This is a genomic window from Scleromatobacter humisilvae, from assembly GCF_023231945.1.
In the GTDB taxonomy this organism is placed as follows: Bacteria; Pseudomonadota; Gammaproteobacteria; order Burkholderiales; family Burkholderiaceae_C; genus Scleromatobacter; species Scleromatobacter humisilvae.
The window spans coordinates 123,174-137,228 of record NZ_JAJLJH010000009.1 but is presented as its reverse complement, the minus strand read 5'-3'; the positions used below and the strand labels follow the sequence as shown (position 1 = coordinate 137,228).

Annotated in this window: 11 protein-coding genes; 7 read left to right on the top strand and 4 right to left on the bottom strand. The window is 70.5% G+C overall.

Features of this window, described 5'->3' with window-relative positions; translation table 11 throughout:
- The first annotated feature begins 3 nt into the window (after positions 1–3).
- The gene (locus tag LPC04_RS23075) at positions 4–483 is read left to right on the top strand and encodes a VOC family protein (protein ID WP_275684654.1); all 480 of its coding nucleotides are present in this window, start codon (positions 4–6) and stop codon (positions 481–483) included.
- A gap of 19 nt (positions 484–502) precedes the next feature.
- Here LPC04_RS23075 and LPC04_RS23070 read toward each other — a convergent pair whose 3' ends face one another.
- The gene (locus LPC04_RS23070) at positions 503–2,014 is read right to left on the bottom strand and encodes an extracellular catalytic domain type 2 short-chain-length polyhydroxyalkanoate depolymerase (protein WP_275684653.1); all 1,512 of its coding nucleotides are present in this window, start codon (positions 2,012–2,014) and stop codon (positions 503–505) included.
- Between the two features lie 342 nt (positions 2,015–2,356).
- On the opposite strand from LPC04_RS23070, the gene LPC04_RS23065 reads away from it, so the two are divergent.
- A complete protein-coding gene (locus tag LPC04_RS23065) occupies positions 2,357–2,746 on the top strand; it encodes a hypothetical protein (RefSeq protein WP_275684652.1) in 390 nt (129 codons plus the stop codon).
- Positions 2,747–2,885: 139 nt separating this feature from the next.
- Positions 2,886–4,361, top strand: a complete 1,476-nt coding sequence (locus tag LPC04_RS23060) for a 3-hydroxybutyrate oligomer hydrolase family protein (RefSeq protein ID WP_275684651.1) — start codon at positions 2,886–2,888, stop codon at positions 4,359–4,361.
- Positions 4,362–4,407: 46 nt separating this feature from the next.
- Here LPC04_RS23060 and LPC04_RS23055 read toward each other — a convergent pair whose 3' ends face one another.
- On the bottom strand, positions 4,408–4,845 hold the full coding sequence (locus LPC04_RS23055; RefSeq protein ID WP_275684650.1) for a PilZ domain-containing protein: 438 nt from the start codon (positions 4,843–4,845) through the stop codon (positions 4,408–4,410).
- Positions 4,846–4,863: 18 nt separating this feature from the next.
- Positions 4,864–6,717 carry an ABC transporter transmembrane domain-containing protein gene (locus LPC04_RS23050; protein ID WP_275684649.1) on the bottom strand — a complete coding sequence of 618 codons (1,854 nt, stop codon included), beginning with the start codon at positions 6,715–6,717 and terminating at the stop codon, positions 4,864–4,866.
- A gap of 132 nt (positions 6,718–6,849) precedes the next feature.
- Between LPC04_RS23050 and LPC04_RS23045 the strand changes: the two genes are divergently transcribed.
- The 4 genes from LPC04_RS23045 to LPC04_RS23030 are packed head-to-tail and all read left to right on the top strand — an operon-like array spanning position 6,850 to position 11,898.
- Positions 6,850–7,365, top strand: coding sequence for a MarR family winged helix-turn-helix transcriptional regulator (locus LPC04_RS23045; protein WP_275684648.1), 516 nt, complete (start codon positions 6,850–6,852; stop codon positions 7,363–7,365).
- A 9-nt stretch (positions 7,366–7,374) separates the two neighbouring features.
- Complete coding sequence (locus LPC04_RS23040) at positions 7,375–8,991, top strand: efflux transporter outer membrane subunit (protein WP_275684647.1); 1,617 nt, start codon at positions 7,375–7,377, stop codon at positions 8,989–8,991.
- A gap of 4 nt (positions 8,992–8,995) precedes the next feature.
- Positions 8,996–10,333, top strand: a complete 1,338-nt coding sequence (locus tag LPC04_RS23035) for an HlyD/EmrA/EmrK family protein (protein WP_275684646.1) — start codon at positions 8,996–8,998, stop codon at positions 10,331–10,333.
- A complete protein-coding gene (locus tag LPC04_RS23030) occupies positions 10,330–11,898 on the top strand; it encodes a DHA2 family efflux MFS transporter permease subunit (RefSeq protein WP_275684645.1) in 1,569 nt (522 codons plus the stop codon). Before LPC04_RS23035 ends, LPC04_RS23030 begins: the two co-directional genes overlap by 4 nt.
- A 97-nt stretch (positions 11,899–11,995) precedes the next feature.
- Here the strand turns inward: LPC04_RS23030 and LPC04_RS23025 are convergent, their stop codons facing one another.
- Positions 11,996–14,017 carry a GGDEF domain-containing protein gene (locus LPC04_RS23025; RefSeq protein ID WP_275684644.1) on the bottom strand — a complete coding sequence of 674 codons (2,022 nt, stop codon included), beginning with the start codon at positions 14,015–14,017 and terminating at the stop codon, positions 11,996–11,998.
- Positions 14,018–14,055: the final 38 nt, after the last annotated feature.

The following is a 14,055-nucleotide window of genomic DNA, read 5'->3' as shown; positions in this document are numbered from 1 at the left end:
TTCATGATCCCGAAGAACACGATCTGTGTCTGGTATGACAACGACGCCCTCGGTGCCGCGCAGTTCTACGCGAAGACCTTTCCCGACAGCAGCGTCGGTGCCGTGCATCGCGCGCCCGGCGACTTTCCGTCGGGCAAGGAAGGCCAGGTGCTGGTGGTCGACTTCGTCGTCTGCGGCATCCCCTGCATCGGCCTGAACGGCGGCCCGATGTTCAAGCACAGCGAGGCGTTCTCGTTCCAGATCGCGACCGACGACCAGGCCGAGACCGACCGCCTGTGGAACGCGATCGTGGGCAACGGCGGCAAGGAGAAGGACTGCGGCTGGTGCGAGGACAAGTGGGGCCTGTCGTGGCAGATCACGCCGCGCACGCTGACCGAGGCGATGTCCGGACCCGACCGCGCCGCCGCCAAGCGCGCGTTCGAGGCGATGATGACGATGCAGAAGATCGACGTCGCCAGGATCGACGCGGCGCGGCGGGGCTGAGTCGCCGCGCCGCCGGCGCTCAAGGGCAGGTGCCGATCACGTAGTAGTTGGGCCCGGTCATCTTGAGCGTCGTCGTGACGAAGAGGTTCCACAGGCCCATGTTCTGGTTGGAGCCGTTGGCGTACGCGTAGCCGCCCGACTGGTGCGCGCGTCCGGCCTGCACGTGCGCATAGTTGCTGGCGGTGGTGCAGGTGGGCGCCGTGCCGGTCGTGGTGCCGCTGGCGGCGGTCGACGGGGCGCTCTCGACGCCCGAGCTGTTCAGGTCGGTGACCGTCCACGAGTAGGTCGTGGCCGGCGCGAGGCCGGTGTCGGTGTAGCTCGTCGCGCTGACCGTGGCCGGGTTGACCTTGCCGCCGTTGCGGTAGACGTTGTAGCCGCTCGCGCCGCTGACCGCGCCCCAGGCGACGACCATCGAGCTGCTCGTCGCGCCGGAAGTCCCGACGCCGGTGGGCGCGGGCAGCGCGCCGCCGCCACCGCCACCACCGCCGCCGCTGCCCGTGCCGGAGGCGACGTGGTCGACCATCGCCTTGATCGCGGTGGCCTGCACGCCGGCCTTCTGCGCAAAGCTGGTGCCGTACCAGCCGATCCAGTCCCAGCAGCCGTTCGGATTGGGCAGCGAGCCGCTGGCGGACGTGGCGCGGCTGGTGTTGTCGACCTGGGTCTGCGGGAACAGCACGATGATGTGGTTGGTGTCGGCCCAGCGCGTGTAGCCCGTGTTCTGGATGAAGTCGGCGCCGACCGTTGCGTAGTTCTGCAGGCAGCCGTGCAGCGCGACGTGCAGCTTGCACTGCGTGCCGGACGCGCAGTCGGCTGGCACGTAGATCCAGCCGGTGGACGCCATGCCCGGGTTGCCCGCGGTGTAGGGCGTCTGGTCGAACTGGATGTAGTTGGCCGACGCCGGCGCGTTGTTGCGGGCGGCGAGCGTGCCGTAGAACTGCTTGAGCATCGCGCCCGCGCCGTCGTAGCTGCAGTTGCTGATGTAGGGCGACGCGGCGGTCCCGCAGGCGTTGTCGCCCGAGCCCGCGAAGTCGGTGGGGAAGGTGTGCGCGGCGCCGGAGAGCTCGTTGAAGCTGAGGTTGGCGGCCGTCACGCCGTTGTTGCCGTACTGCGTCTTCACGGCCGCCATCGGGTTCGGGCCGACGGTGGTGTCGCTGCTGCCCACCCACAGGAAGACCTTCTGGCGCGCGACGTTGGACAGCGCGTCGTTCTTGTTGCCGCTCCAGTTGGTGAGGTCGGTCTGCATCGTGCTCAGCTGGCCGCTGCTGATCGTCGCGTTGTACATGCAGGCCGTGTAGTTGCTGTGGCCCGCGCACATGTATGGGCCGCCGGCGAAGACGCCCACGCCCATGAAGGTGGACGCGTACGCGTAGCCGAGCTGGTTGGCCATGAAGGCGCCGGACGACAGGCCGGACACGCTGATGGCCGTCTTGTCGACGTTGAGCGCCGGCAGCGACGTGGCCGCCTGCGCGCCGAGGCCGGCGAGCGACGCCAGCGCCGCGAGCGCGAACGCGCGCGAGTTCTTCGGGTTCATGGGTTTGTCTCCTGGGGTTGGTCGATGAAACTTCCACCCTCCGGAAACCCGTGTGGGCCGGGTTCTATCGATGGGAAACCAGGAACGCGAGCGCTGCGCGAGTCGGCCGAATATAGGCTTCGAGGCGGCCTGTCGACAGTCGCAGAATTGCATAAGGATTAGCCACTAGCGCCACCTCATCGGGACGCGGTGGCGCAGACGACGTTTCGCGGTCGCGCGGGAACGGGCGTCTTCGGAGGCCGTCAGCGCAGTTCCGTCCGGCCAGGCAGGTCGGGTCATCGATCTTGCCCGATCGCCGGCCCGCACCTATGCTCACTGTCTGAGCTTCGGGAGACCAACACCATGATCGCACTCGCAGGCGGCCTCCTCGCCGCATTGGGCATCCTCGCCGGCGCGCTACTCGCCGCCGCGCCGTTCGGGCTGGTGGCGGCCGAGCCGGGGCTGTCGCTGTGGATCCTGTTTCCGCTGCTGACGATCGCGGGCTGGTTCCTGCTGGTCGTCAGCGACCTCGACCCGCTGCGCGGCACCGCCACGCGCTTCGTCGCGACGCCGCTGCTGGCGCTGGCGCTGCTGGCCGCGGTCGGGCTGGTCCTGGCCGGGGCCGGGCTCGTCGCCGTGCATGGCGTGGCGGCGACGATGTCGCTGTGCTACGTGCTGGTGGTGGGCGGCGTGCTGGGTGCGACCGGCACCGCCGCCTACAGCCGCAAGGCCGGGCCGCCGCCGACGTTCTGAGGCGCGTCGACGGAGTCGGGATTCCACTTAGGTGAATTGACGCACGGTGCCTTCGTGCGATTGCGCCGGCCACGGTGCGGCAGTAGTCTTCGCGGGCCATGAGAGCGGCGCCTGCCGCAAAACCAAAGGAGACTGACCGATGACGACCTCGCTGCGCCGTCGGGCGCCCTTGTTGGCGCTCGCCTGTTTGACGCCTCTCGCCGCCAGTGCCTCCACGGCCTGCGACCACCTGCTGCGGCAGTTCGGCTCGGCGCTTGCCGATGCGACCTGCGTCGACAGTGCCGACCTCACCACCACCAACCCCGCCACCACGCCGGCCAACGATTCGATCGCCGGCCTGCCGCCGTTCGCGTTCACGCCGCAGACCGACCGCGCGACGATCGCGCCGAGCGCGGGCAAGCGCGATCCGATCACCAAGGTCGTGCCGGGACTGCAGCTCGATGCCCGCATCGCGTCCGACCCGACCGGCCAGGCGCGCTTCCTCCTGCGCCTGCCCAAGGACTGGAACGGCCGCCTCGTGGTCGCCGGCGCGTCGGGCACGCGCAGCGAGTTCAACGGCGACTTCGCGTGGAGCGACTACGTCCTGCAGAAGGGCTATGCGTACGCGTCGCAGAACAAGGGCGTGCTCAACCTGCAGCTGTCGGCGGCGACCGATCCGCTCGCGTGCCGGCTCAATCCGGTGTCGCCGGTGTTCGTCAACTTCTTCGACAACGGCCCCAACCAGCAGTTCACGCGCTGGACGGAAACCATGCTCAAGGCGGCGCAGCTCGCGCGCCAGGGCCTGGTCTCCAACTACGGGCGCCTGCCGCGCTTCACCTACGCCGTGGGCACGTCCAACGGCGGCTACCAGGTGCGCCGCGCGATGGAGACCGCGCCGGAGCTGTTCGACGGCGGCGTCGACTGGGAAGGCACCTTCGTCGACCCGCACGCGCCGAACCTGCTGACCGACCTGCCGGCCGGCGTGCTCAACTTCCCCGACTACACCGCCGGCGGGCTCGACCCGAACAGCACCGCCGCGAAGAACATCCGCGCGGCCGGCTATCCGCCCGACATCGTCAACAGCCCGACGCAGTCGCTGTGGACGAGCTACTGGGGCCAGTTCTGGGAAGTGACGCAGTGCCAGTGGCAGAAGCGCCTCGACCCGACCTACGACACCTACGGCGCGGGCACCGGCACCTACAACTACGTGGCGCGGCTGTCGGCGTCCGATGTCGGCGCCAACCTCGCCGCGTTCGAGACGACCGGGCGCATCCAGCGGCCGCTGGTCACGGTGGCCGGCACGATGGACGGCCTGCTGCCGATCGACCACCACGCACGCGCCTATGCGCGCAAGGTGGCGTCGGCGCAGTCGCGCGACGAGGGGCCGCGCCACGACGAGCGCGACGCGCCGTACCGGCTCTACGAAGTGCAGAACGGCAACCACATCGAGACCTTCCAGGACACGTTCCCGCAGCTCGCGCTGATCGAGCCGCATGCGCACGAGGCCTTCGACGCGCTGGTGGCGCATGTCGAGACGCGCGCGCCGCTGCCGGCGAGCCAGTGCGTGGCCAAGGGCGCGGCGATCGCGCGGAACCCGGCGCAGCCCGGGCACTGCGCGGCGTTGTACGCGCCCTGAACGAGAAAGGCCGCCCACGGGCGGCCTTCTTCATTGCGCGCCGCGGCTACTTGCGCAGGCGGCGGATCCACTTGTCGAGGATGTCGCGGCCTTCGGCCGGCAGCGACACCCACATGCCGCCGCAGCACAGGTCGCGGCCCTGCACGACGACGTAGGTCGTCTTGATCGTGCCCGTCACGGGCGTGATCTTCGTCGGCTCGTGCAGGCCGGGAACGCCGACGACGAAATTCAGCACCGTGCTGGGCGGAATGTGAAATTCGGTCAGCAGGCCGACGCCGCTTTCCGACAAGTCCCGCACGCGCAGCTCGATCACCTTCCCGCTGGGCAACTGCACGCGCGCCGGCCAGGACACCTTGACCCGGTGCTCCTTGCGGCCGTCCGCCGATGGCGCGCCGCCGAGGATCGGATTGGTCGGCAAGACGGGCGCGGGCGGCGCAGCGGGCGCGTCGAACAAGGCGTCGACGTCTTCGGGTGGGGTCGTCATTCGTCAGGCGGGGTGAGATCAGGCTTCCTGCGATTCGGCCGTCTCGGCGAAGGGATCGAGCGGAGCGGTGTGGAACTGCATTCTGGCAAGTTTGGCGTAGAGGCCGTCGCGCTGCATCAATTCCTGATGGTTTCCCTCTTCGATGATGCGGCCTTGTTCCATCACGATGATGCGGTCGGCCTTCTGGACGGTGGCCAGGCGGTGCGCGATGACCAGCGTGGTGCGGTCGGCCATCGCGGCCTCGAGCGCCGCCTGAACCATCCGTTCGCTCTCGGCATCGAGCGCGCTGGTGGCCTCGTCGAGCAGCAGCAGCGGCGGATTCTTCAGCATCGCGCGCGCGATCGCGATGCGCTGGCGCTGGCCGCCGGACAGGCGCACGCCGCGCTCGCCGAGGAAGGTCTCGTAGCCCTCGGGCAGGCGCAGGATGAACTCCTCGGCGAAGGCGGCGCGGGCCGCGGCCTTGACCTCGTCGTCGCTGGCGTCGGGCCGTCCGTAGCGGATGTTCTCCAGCGCGTTGGCCGAGAACACGGTCGAGTCCTGCGGCACGATGCCGATGCGCGAGCGCAGCTCGTGCAGCGCGGTGGCGCGCACGTCGACGCCGTCCACCATCACGGCGCCGGCGCCGGTGTCGTAGAAGCGCAGCAGCAGCTGGAACACCGTGCTCTTGCCGGCGCCGCTGGGACCCACGAGCGCGACGGTCTCGCCCGGCCTCACGCGCAGCGTGTAGTCGCTGAGCGCCGCGTGCAGCGGACGCGACGGGTAGTGGAACTGCACGTGGCTGAGTTCGACCGCCGAGCCCGCGCGCGTGGGCGGCAGCGGCTTCGGCGATGCGGGATCGGTCACCGGCGACACGGCGGCGAGCAGCTCCATCAGCCGCTCGGTCGCGCCGGCGGCGCGCAGCAGGTCGCCGTAGACTTCGGACAGCACCGCCACGCTGCTGACCAGCAGCATCACGTAGACCACCGTCTCGCCGAGATGCCCCGCGGTGATCTTGCCGCCAAGCACCGCCTGCGTGCCTTGATAAAGGCCCCACAGCAACGCGCCGAAGGTCGCGCTGATGATGAAGGCGACCAGGAACGAGCGCATGCGCGTGCGCCGCTTGGCCGTGTCGAACGCGTTCTCGGTGGACACCTCGAAACGCGCCGCCTCGCGCGCCTCCTGCGTGTAGCTCTGCACGACGGGAATCGCGTTGAGCACCTCGGCGGCGATCGCGCTGGAGTCGGCGACGCGATCCTGGCTGGCACGGCTGAGCTTGCGCACCCGGCGGCCGAACACCATGGTCGGCGCGACGACGAGGATCAGGATCCCCAGGACCTGCGTCATCACGTACGGGTTGGTGACGATCAGCATCACCATCGCGCCGACGCCCATCACGCCGTTGCGCAGGCCCATCGACAGGCTGGAGCCGACGACCTGCTGCACCAGCGTGGTGTCGGTGGTCAGGCGCGACAGCACCTCGCCGGTGGCGTTGGTCTCGAAGAAGGCCGGGCTCTGCCGGACGACGTGGCGGTAGACGGCACTGCGCAGGTCGGCCGTGATGCGCTCGCCCAGCCAGGTGACCGAATAGAAGCGCAGCGCCGAGAACACGCCCAGCGCGACGCCGACGCCGAACAGCGCGAGGAAGTGGTCGCGCAGCGCCATCACGCGCTCGCCGTTGGCGGCTGCCGAGCCGGCGCCGGCGGCGGACGACGCGCCCAGGCCGCCGTCGATCAGCTTGCGCAGCGCGACCGGGAACGCCAGCGTCGTCAGCGACGCGGCCACCAGGAACACGATCGCCGCGACGATGCGCCAACGGTAGGGGCGCAGGAACGGGAGGAGGCCTGACAGCGAGCGCGGAGTCGCCGCCTTCGCGCGTTCGGAAGCTGTAGTCATGGGTGTTCAGTCTACGGGGTGGCTCTGACCTGCGGCTTTTTCCGGCGTGACAAAGGGTATTCCCCCACACAATAAAAGCCTATTCAATCATTGTCGATGCATTGACTGCCTAAGCAAGTATATTCGCATCCCATGTCATCCACCAACGATCCCCTCGTGCGGGCCGACTTCTACTCCGCCGAGGCCTACACCACGGAAGAGAGCGTCGGCTCGGTGATGAAGGGCGTCATGGCCTCCATCACGAACCAGGTCGACCGCCGCCTGGTCGACCACGATCTCACGCACGCCCAGTGGGTGCCGCTGTTCAAGCTGGCCCACGGCGAATGCCAGACCGTGGCCGAGCTGGCGCGCACGCTGCAGAGCGACCCGGGCGCGATGACGCGCGCGCTGGACCGCCTCGAGGCCAAGGGCCTGGTCGCGCGCGTGCGCTCGAGCGAGGACCGGCGCGTGGTGAACCTGGAACTGACCGACGCCGGCCGCGAGGTGGCGGCGGTCGTCCCCGCCGTGCTCGCCGAGGTGCTCAACCTGCACCTGGCCGGCTTCTCGAAGGAAGAGTGGCGCGCGCTGCTGAGCATGCTCAAGCGCATGCGCGCCAATGGCGACGCGTTGCGCGCCGCCACTGCCAACAATTCAGCGACCCCAGACTGAAAGACTCCCATGCCCGCCAACCAACAACAAGAATGCCCCCGTCGCGCCGGCGCGGCGCCGCAGACCGGTGAACCGGCGCAGCGCGATTCGCGCGTCGCCAAGCAGACGCAGCACCGCGTCCTCGACCTCGACATGCCGCGCATGCTCTCCGCCGGCACCGTCGCGCTGGCCGTGGCGTCGGCCGCCGTGCTGATGCTGGCCGGCTGCGCCGACTTCGGCCACCAGAGCGCGCCTGCCGTGCAGCGGACCGCCGTCTCGATGGGCCTGCCGGCCGACCAGCAGACGACCGCCGTCGACGCGCAATGGTGGAAGCAGTTCGGCGACGCCCAGCTCGACGCGCTCGTGGCCAAGGCCCTCGAAGGCTCGCCCAACCTCGCGGCCGCGCAGGCGCGCGTGACGCGCGCGCAGGCGGTGGCCGAAGCCGTGCACGGCACCGAGCTGCCGCAGGTGCAGGCGAGCGGCTCCGTCACGCGCGAGCTGCTCTCGCGCAACGGCATCTTCCCGCCGCCGTACGGCGGCAGCGTCGTCAACCAGTCCGACCTCGGCCTGGGCCTCACGTGGGACGCCGACGTGTTCGGCCGCACGCGGCACGAGCTCGACGCGGCGCTGGGCCAGGCGCGCGCCGCCAGGGCCGACGCCAACGTCGCCGCGCAGCAGCTCGCGGCGCAGGTCGTGCGCACCTATTTCTCGCTGGCGCGCCTCGAGAGCCAGCGCGTCGTCGCGCAGCGCACCTACGACCAGCGCTCGCAGATGCTGACGCTGATCAAGCAGCGCGTGGGCGCGGGCCTCGACACCGTCGTCGAGCAGAAGCAGGGCGAGGGCGCGTTGCCCGACACCCTCGCGCAGATCGAATCGCTCGACGAGCAGATCGGCCTGACGCGCCACATGCTGGCCGCGCTCACGGCGCAGCCGATGGATGCGACCGCCACGCTTGCGCCGACGCTGGACCAGCTGCACGTCTCGCCGCAACCGCCGGTGCTGGGTGCCGACCTGGTCGCGCGCCGTCCGGACGTCGCCGCCGCGCTGGCGCGCGTCGAGGCGGCCGGCCAGGAAGTGGCGTCGCAGCGTGCGCAGTTCTACCCGGACATCAACTTCTCGGCGGCCATCGGGCTGGACGCGATCCACCTCGACAAGCTGCTGCAGCTCCCGAGCAAGAACTGGTCGTTCGGCCCGGCGATCCACCTGCCGATCTTCGAGGGCGGCACGCTGCGCGCGCAGTTGAAGGGCAAGAACGCCGACCGCGACGCCGCGATCCAGGCCTACAACCAGCAGGTGATCGACGCCGTGCGCGAGGCGGCCGACGCCTCGACCTCGGCGGCCTCCATCGGCCGCCAGCTCGCGCTGCAGCGCCAGGCGCTCGAGGCCTCGACGGCCAGCTACGACTTCTCGCAGTCGCGCTATGGCCAGGGCCTGGGCAACGCGCTGATCGTGCTCAACGCCGAGACGCAGATGCTGTCCGAGCGCCGCCTCGAGGTCGACCTCGAATACCGCGCGCTGGACGTCCAGGCCCAGCTGATGAAGGCCCTGGGCGGCGGCTGGACCGCCGGCACCCTCGCCACACCACCGGCCGCCGCCGCGTCCGCACCGACGACGACCGCCAAGAACGACAACCTCACGCCCGCCTAAGATCATGAACGCACCTGCCAACGACAACGCCGCCCCCGTCACCACGCCGCCGGCCGGCAACCCCAAGCGCCGCACCGCGCTGACCGCGATCGCGGTGGCCGTGCTGGTGATCGGCGGCGGCTACGGCATCTACTACTGGATGACGGGCCGCCACTCCGAGTCCACCGACAACGCCTACGTGCAGGCCAACGTCGTGCAGATCACGGCGCAGGCCGGCGGCACGGTCACGGCCATCAACGCCGACGACACCGACTTCGTCAAGGCCGGCCAGCTGCTGGTCAAGCTCGATCCGGCCGACGCGCGCGTCGCGCTGGACCAGGCCGAGGCCGCGCTCGCGTCGACGGTGCGCGAGACGCGCATCCTGTTCGCCAACAACTCCACGCTGCAGGCGCAGATCGACGCCCGCGCCGCCGACGCGACGCGCGCGAAGGCCGATCTCGACAAGGCGCAGGACGACGTCACGCGCCGCCAGCCGCTGGTGCAGAGCGGCGCCGTCGGCAAGGAAGAATTCAGCCACGCGACCGACACGCTGGCCTCGGCCAAGAGCGCGTACACGGCGGCCAAGTCCGCGCTCGACGCCGCCAGGGAACAGCTCAGCTCCAACCAGACGCAGACCGAAGGCACCAGCGTCGCCGAGCACCCGAACGTGCAGCGCGCCGCCGCCAAGGTGCGCGAGGCCTGGCTCGCGGTGCAGCGCGCCGACGTGCCCGCGCCCGTCAGCGGCACCGTCGCGCGCCGCAGCGTGCAGGTCGGCCAGCGCGTGCAGGCCGGCGTGCCGCTGATGTCGGTCGTCACGCTGGACAACGCCTGGGTCGACGCCAACTTCAAGGAAGGCCAGCTCGAGCGCCTGCGCATCGGCCAGCCCGCCACGCTCGAGGCCGACGTCTACGGCAAGCACGTGGTCTTCCACGGCAAGGTCGAGGGCCTGGGCGCGGGCACCGGCGCGGCGTTCTCGCTGCTGCCGGCGCAGAACGCCACCGGCAACTGGATCAAGGTCGTGCAGCGGGTGCCGGTGCGGATCTCGCTCGATCCGAAGGAGATCGCGCAAAACCCCCTGCGCGTGGGCCTGTCGATGAACGTCAGCGTCAACGTGGCCGACGAGAGCGGCCGCTCGGTGTCCGACACGCCGCGCACGCAGGCGCAGGGCGCCATCGCCTCGACGACCGTGTTCGACTCGCTGCAGCACGACGCCGACGCCGAAGTCGCGCGCATCGTCGCGGCCAACGGCGGCGGCCGCATCAAGGTGCAGGACGCGCCGGTGGCGGCCTCCGCGCCGACGGCGGCGGCCTCGTCGGTCAAGGTCGCTTCTGCAACCAGGCACCATCACCACAAGCAATCATGAGCTCTCCCGCACCAGCGGCGCGCGCGCCCCTGAAGGGCGGGGCGCTCGTGATGGGCACGTTGTCGCTGTCGCTGGCGACCTTCATGAACGTGCTCGACTCGTCGATCGCCAACGTGTCGCTGCCGTCGATCTCGGGCGACCTGGGCGTGAGCATCTCGCAGGGCACGTGGGTCATCACGAGCTTCGGCGTCGCCAACGCGATCTCGGTGCCGCTGACCGGCTGGCTGACGCAGCGCTTCGGCGCGGTGCGCCTGTTCACGATGAGCGTGATCCTGTTCGTGATCGCGTCCATCCTGTGCGGCCTGGCGCCGTCGATCGAGCTGCTGATCGCCTTCCGCGTGCTGCAGGGCTTCGTCGCGGGGCCGATGATCCCGCTGTCGCAGACGCTGCTGCTGTCGACGTATCCCCCCGCGAAGGCCGGCACCGCGCTGGCGCTGTGGGGCGTGACGACGCTGGTCGCGCCCGTGGCCGGGCCCTTGCTGGGCGGCTACATCACGGACAACTGGACGTGGCCCTGGATCTTCTACATCAACATCCCCGTCGGCATCTTCGCCGCGGGCGTGACGTGGAGCATCTACAACAAGCGCGAGACACCCATCGTCAAGCGTCCCATCGACGGCGTCGGCCTGGCCATGCTCGTGCTGTGGGTCGGCTCGCTGCAGATCATGCTGGACAAGGGCAAGGAGCTGGACTGGTTCAACTCCTCTACCATCGTCACGCTGGCCGTCATCGTCGTCATCGCGCTCGCGGTGTTCATCGCGTGGGAGCTGACCGACGACCACCCGGTGGTCGACATCCGGCTCTTCGCGCGACGCAACTTCCTGTTCGGCGCGGCCACGCTGGCCATCGCCTATGGCCTGTTCTTCGGCAACGTCGTGCTGCTGCCGCTGTGGCTGCAGCAGTACATGGGCTACACCGCCACCGACGCAGGCATGGCGCTCGCGCCGGTGGGCGTGCTCGCGATCCTGCTGACGCCCATCGTCGGCCGCAACGTCGCGAAATGGGATCCGCGCTGGATGGCCACCGGCGCGTTCGTCCTGTTCTCGCTGGTGCTGTGGATGCGGTCGAACTTCACGTCCGACACCGACTTCGTCACCATCCTGCTGCCGACGCTGATCCAGGGCGGCGCGATGGCGTTCTTCTTCATCCCGCTGACGACGCTGACGCTGGCCGGCCTGCCGCCGGAACGCATCCCCGCGGCCGCCGGCCTGTCGAACTTCGTGCGGATCATGTTCGGCGCGATGGGCACGTCGATCGCGACGACGCTGTGGGACAACCGCGCCACGCTGCACCATGCGCGGCTGGTCGAACAGATGGGCCTGAACGGCAACGCGCTCAACGGCGCGACGACGTTGCTGAACCAGGCCGGCATCGCGGGCAACGGCGCGTACGCGAGCATCAACCGGCTGGTCGACGTCCAGGCCTTCACCTGGGCCGCCGACGACGTCTTCATCGGCTCGGCCATCACGTTCCTGTTCCTGATCGTCACGATCTGGTTCACGAGGCGCCCGCCGAAGATCGCCGGCGGGGGCGGACCGTCCGTGGACGCCGGCGGGGCGCACTGAGCGCCTGCACCCACGACAAGGGCCGCACTCGCGGCCCTTTCTCATGGCGTCGACGCGACCCCGGATCCGGACGCCATCGACATCGCTCCTCCGGAATTCAGGTCGGCGAAGCCGTCTCCGCGGGCCGATGCACGTCGAGGATCGCGCGGCCGTCGGCGGCGGCCTGCGCCAGCGTGGCGGGCAGCGACGAGATGTCCAGCGGCAGCACCGGATCGAGCGACCGGATGCACGTGGCGCAGTCGCGGCCCTGATTCTTCGAGTGGTACATCGCGGCGTCGACGAGCGCGAAGGCGGCGTCGAACGCGAGGCCGGGCGGGGTGCCGTGCAGCGGGAAGACGGCGAAGCCGATCGACGCGGAGATCGCGATCTCCTGGCCGTCCGCGACCACCGGGCTGTCGACGAACGCGTGCATCAGGCGCTGCGCCAGCACGACCGCCTCGGCGACGGGCATCGCCTCGACCATCACCAGGAATTCCTCGCCGCCCCAGCGCACGACCACGTCGCGCTCGCGCAGCACGGCCTCGAGGCGGCGCGCGATCGCGACGAGCACGCTGTCGCCGGCCGCGTGGCCGTAGCGGTCGTTGATGGCCTTGAAGTGGTCGGCGTCGATCAGGAACAGCGCGCCCTCGAACGGCGCGCCGGCCGCGGCCACGCGCGCCTGCAGGTGCGCGCGATTGGCCAGGCCAGTCAGCGGATCGTGCTCGACCTGCAGCCGCAGCGCGTCGTTGCGGCTCGCGAGCTGGCGGTTGCGCGCGATCTGGCGGCGGGCGACGAAGCCGATGACCAGCGCCAGCAGCACGCCCGCGACCGCGGCGCCGCTCCAGCGGGCCGCGCGCTGCGCCTGCAGGCGTTCGTTCTCGTCCTTGATCAGCTTCTGGACGTCCTGCATGTCGCGGTCGTAGCGCGTGTCGTTGCGCGCCTGCAGCAGGCGTTGCTCGCGCGTGTAGAGCTCCAGCGCGCCGGCGCGGTCGCCCGCGTGGGCCAGGGCGGGGCCGAGGTCGCGCAGCACGCCGATGCGCGCGTTCGGGCCGGTCTCGCTGTCGTAGCGCGCCAGCACCTCGGCCAGCTTCGCCTTGGCCTCGGCGACGCGCCCCAGCGCCAGCAGCGCGAGCGTCTCGTCGCGCAGGCGCTCGCGTTCCAGCGCGGGCTCGTTGTGCGTCGCGAGGAAGGGCTTGGCGCGGTCCAGCGCGGCCAGCGTCTCGGTGGGATGGTCGAGGCGAAGCTCCTCGGCGCCGAGCGATATCGCGTACTGCGTCGCGCGGCGCTGCAGCCCGGCGGCCTGGGCGATCGTCATGGCGTCGCGGTAGGCGGCGCGCGCGGCCTCGTACTGCTCGCGGCTGTCGAGGACGTCGCCCGTGAACGACATGACGTAGGCCTTGAGCGCCGGGTCGGCCTCCGCCTCGGCGAGTTCATGGGCCCGCGCGATGAGGCGTTCGGCCAGCTCGGCGTCCTTGTCGTCCTGCGCCAGCGAGGCGAGGATCGCGGTGGCCTTGGTCTCGAGCCGCCGGCTGCCCGACTGCACCGCGGCGTCCAGCGCCATGTGCAGGTAGATCCCGGCGGCCGCCGTGTTGCGCTCGCCCTGCGCGCCGTAGGCCGCGAACAGCAGCGCGTAGAACCAGTTGAAGCGGTCGCACTGCGCGGCCAGCGCGGGATCCTTCGAGTCGCAGTACGGCGAATAACCGGCGACCGCGGCGCGCGCCTCGACGTTGCCGTTCTCCTCCTGCCGCCCGCCGAATTCGAGGTCGGCGTTGACCAGGTGGGCGTCCGCCTCGGCGATGGGGCCGGCGGTCGCGGCCAGCGCGCGCAAGGCCTGGGCCGCCGCGGCGGTCTCCTTGGGCAGGTAGCTGTCGGCGGCCACGAGGCCGAAGCCGACCAGCAGGGCACGCGTGTCGTCGGGCGTGGCCGGCGTCGTCGCGGCCTGCAGCGCCTGCAGCCCGGCCCGGGCGCCTTGCGGATCCTCGTAGCCCTGCACGACCAGGCGATCGACGGCCGTCGCCAGTTCCGAGGCCGATGCCGTGGCCAGGGCCAGCAGCCATGCGGCGGCCGTGGCCGTGCGCCGCAGCGCGTTGCGTGGTCGGGCGACGCGTGCGCGGCGTCGCAAGAGGCGGTCCCTGCTCATGGTGGTCGTTGTCGCGATGGTGACAGTGCCGAGCCGTG

Excerpts from the sequence above, each read along its gene's own strand:
- LPC04_RS23075 (WP_275684654.1), top strand. The coding sequence starts at position 4 with ATGATCCCGAAGAACACGATCTGTGTCTGGTATGACAACGACGCCCTC.
- LPC04_RS23070 (WP_275684653.1), bottom strand. The coding sequence starts at position 2,014 with ATGAACCCGAAGAACTCGCGCGCGTTCGCGCTCGCGGCGCTGGCGTCG.
- LPC04_RS23065 (WP_275684652.1), top strand. The coding sequence starts at position 2,357 with ATGATCGCACTCGCAGGCGGCCTCCTCGCCGCATTGGGCATCCTCGCC.
- LPC04_RS23060 (WP_275684651.1), top strand. The coding sequence starts at position 2,886 with ATGACGACCTCGCTGCGCCGTCGGGCGCCCTTGTTGGCGCTCGCCTGT.
- LPC04_RS23055 (WP_275684650.1), bottom strand. The coding sequence starts at position 4,845 with ATGACGACCCCACCCGAAGACGTCGACGCCTTGTTCGACGCGCCCGCT.
- LPC04_RS23050 (WP_275684649.1), bottom strand. The coding sequence starts at position 6,717 with ATGACTACAGCTTCCGAACGCGCGAAGGCGGCGACTCCGCGCTCGCTG.
- LPC04_RS23045 (WP_275684648.1), top strand. The coding sequence starts at position 6,850 with ATGTCATCCACCAACGATCCCCTCGTGCGGGCCGACTTCTACTCCGCC.
- LPC04_RS23040 (WP_275684647.1), top strand. The coding sequence starts at position 7,375 with ATGCCCGCCAACCAACAACAAGAATGCCCCCGTCGCGCCGGCGCGGCG.
- LPC04_RS23035 (WP_275684646.1), top strand. The coding sequence starts at position 8,996 with ATGAACGCACCTGCCAACGACAACGCCGCCCCCGTCACCACGCCGCCG.
- LPC04_RS23030 (WP_275684645.1), top strand. The coding sequence starts at position 10,330 with ATGAGCTCTCCCGCACCAGCGGCGCGCGCGCCCCTGAAGGGCGGGGCG.
- LPC04_RS23025 (WP_275684644.1), bottom strand. The coding sequence starts at position 14,017 with ATGAGCAGGGACCGCCTCTTGCGACGCCGCGCACGCGTCGCCCGACCA.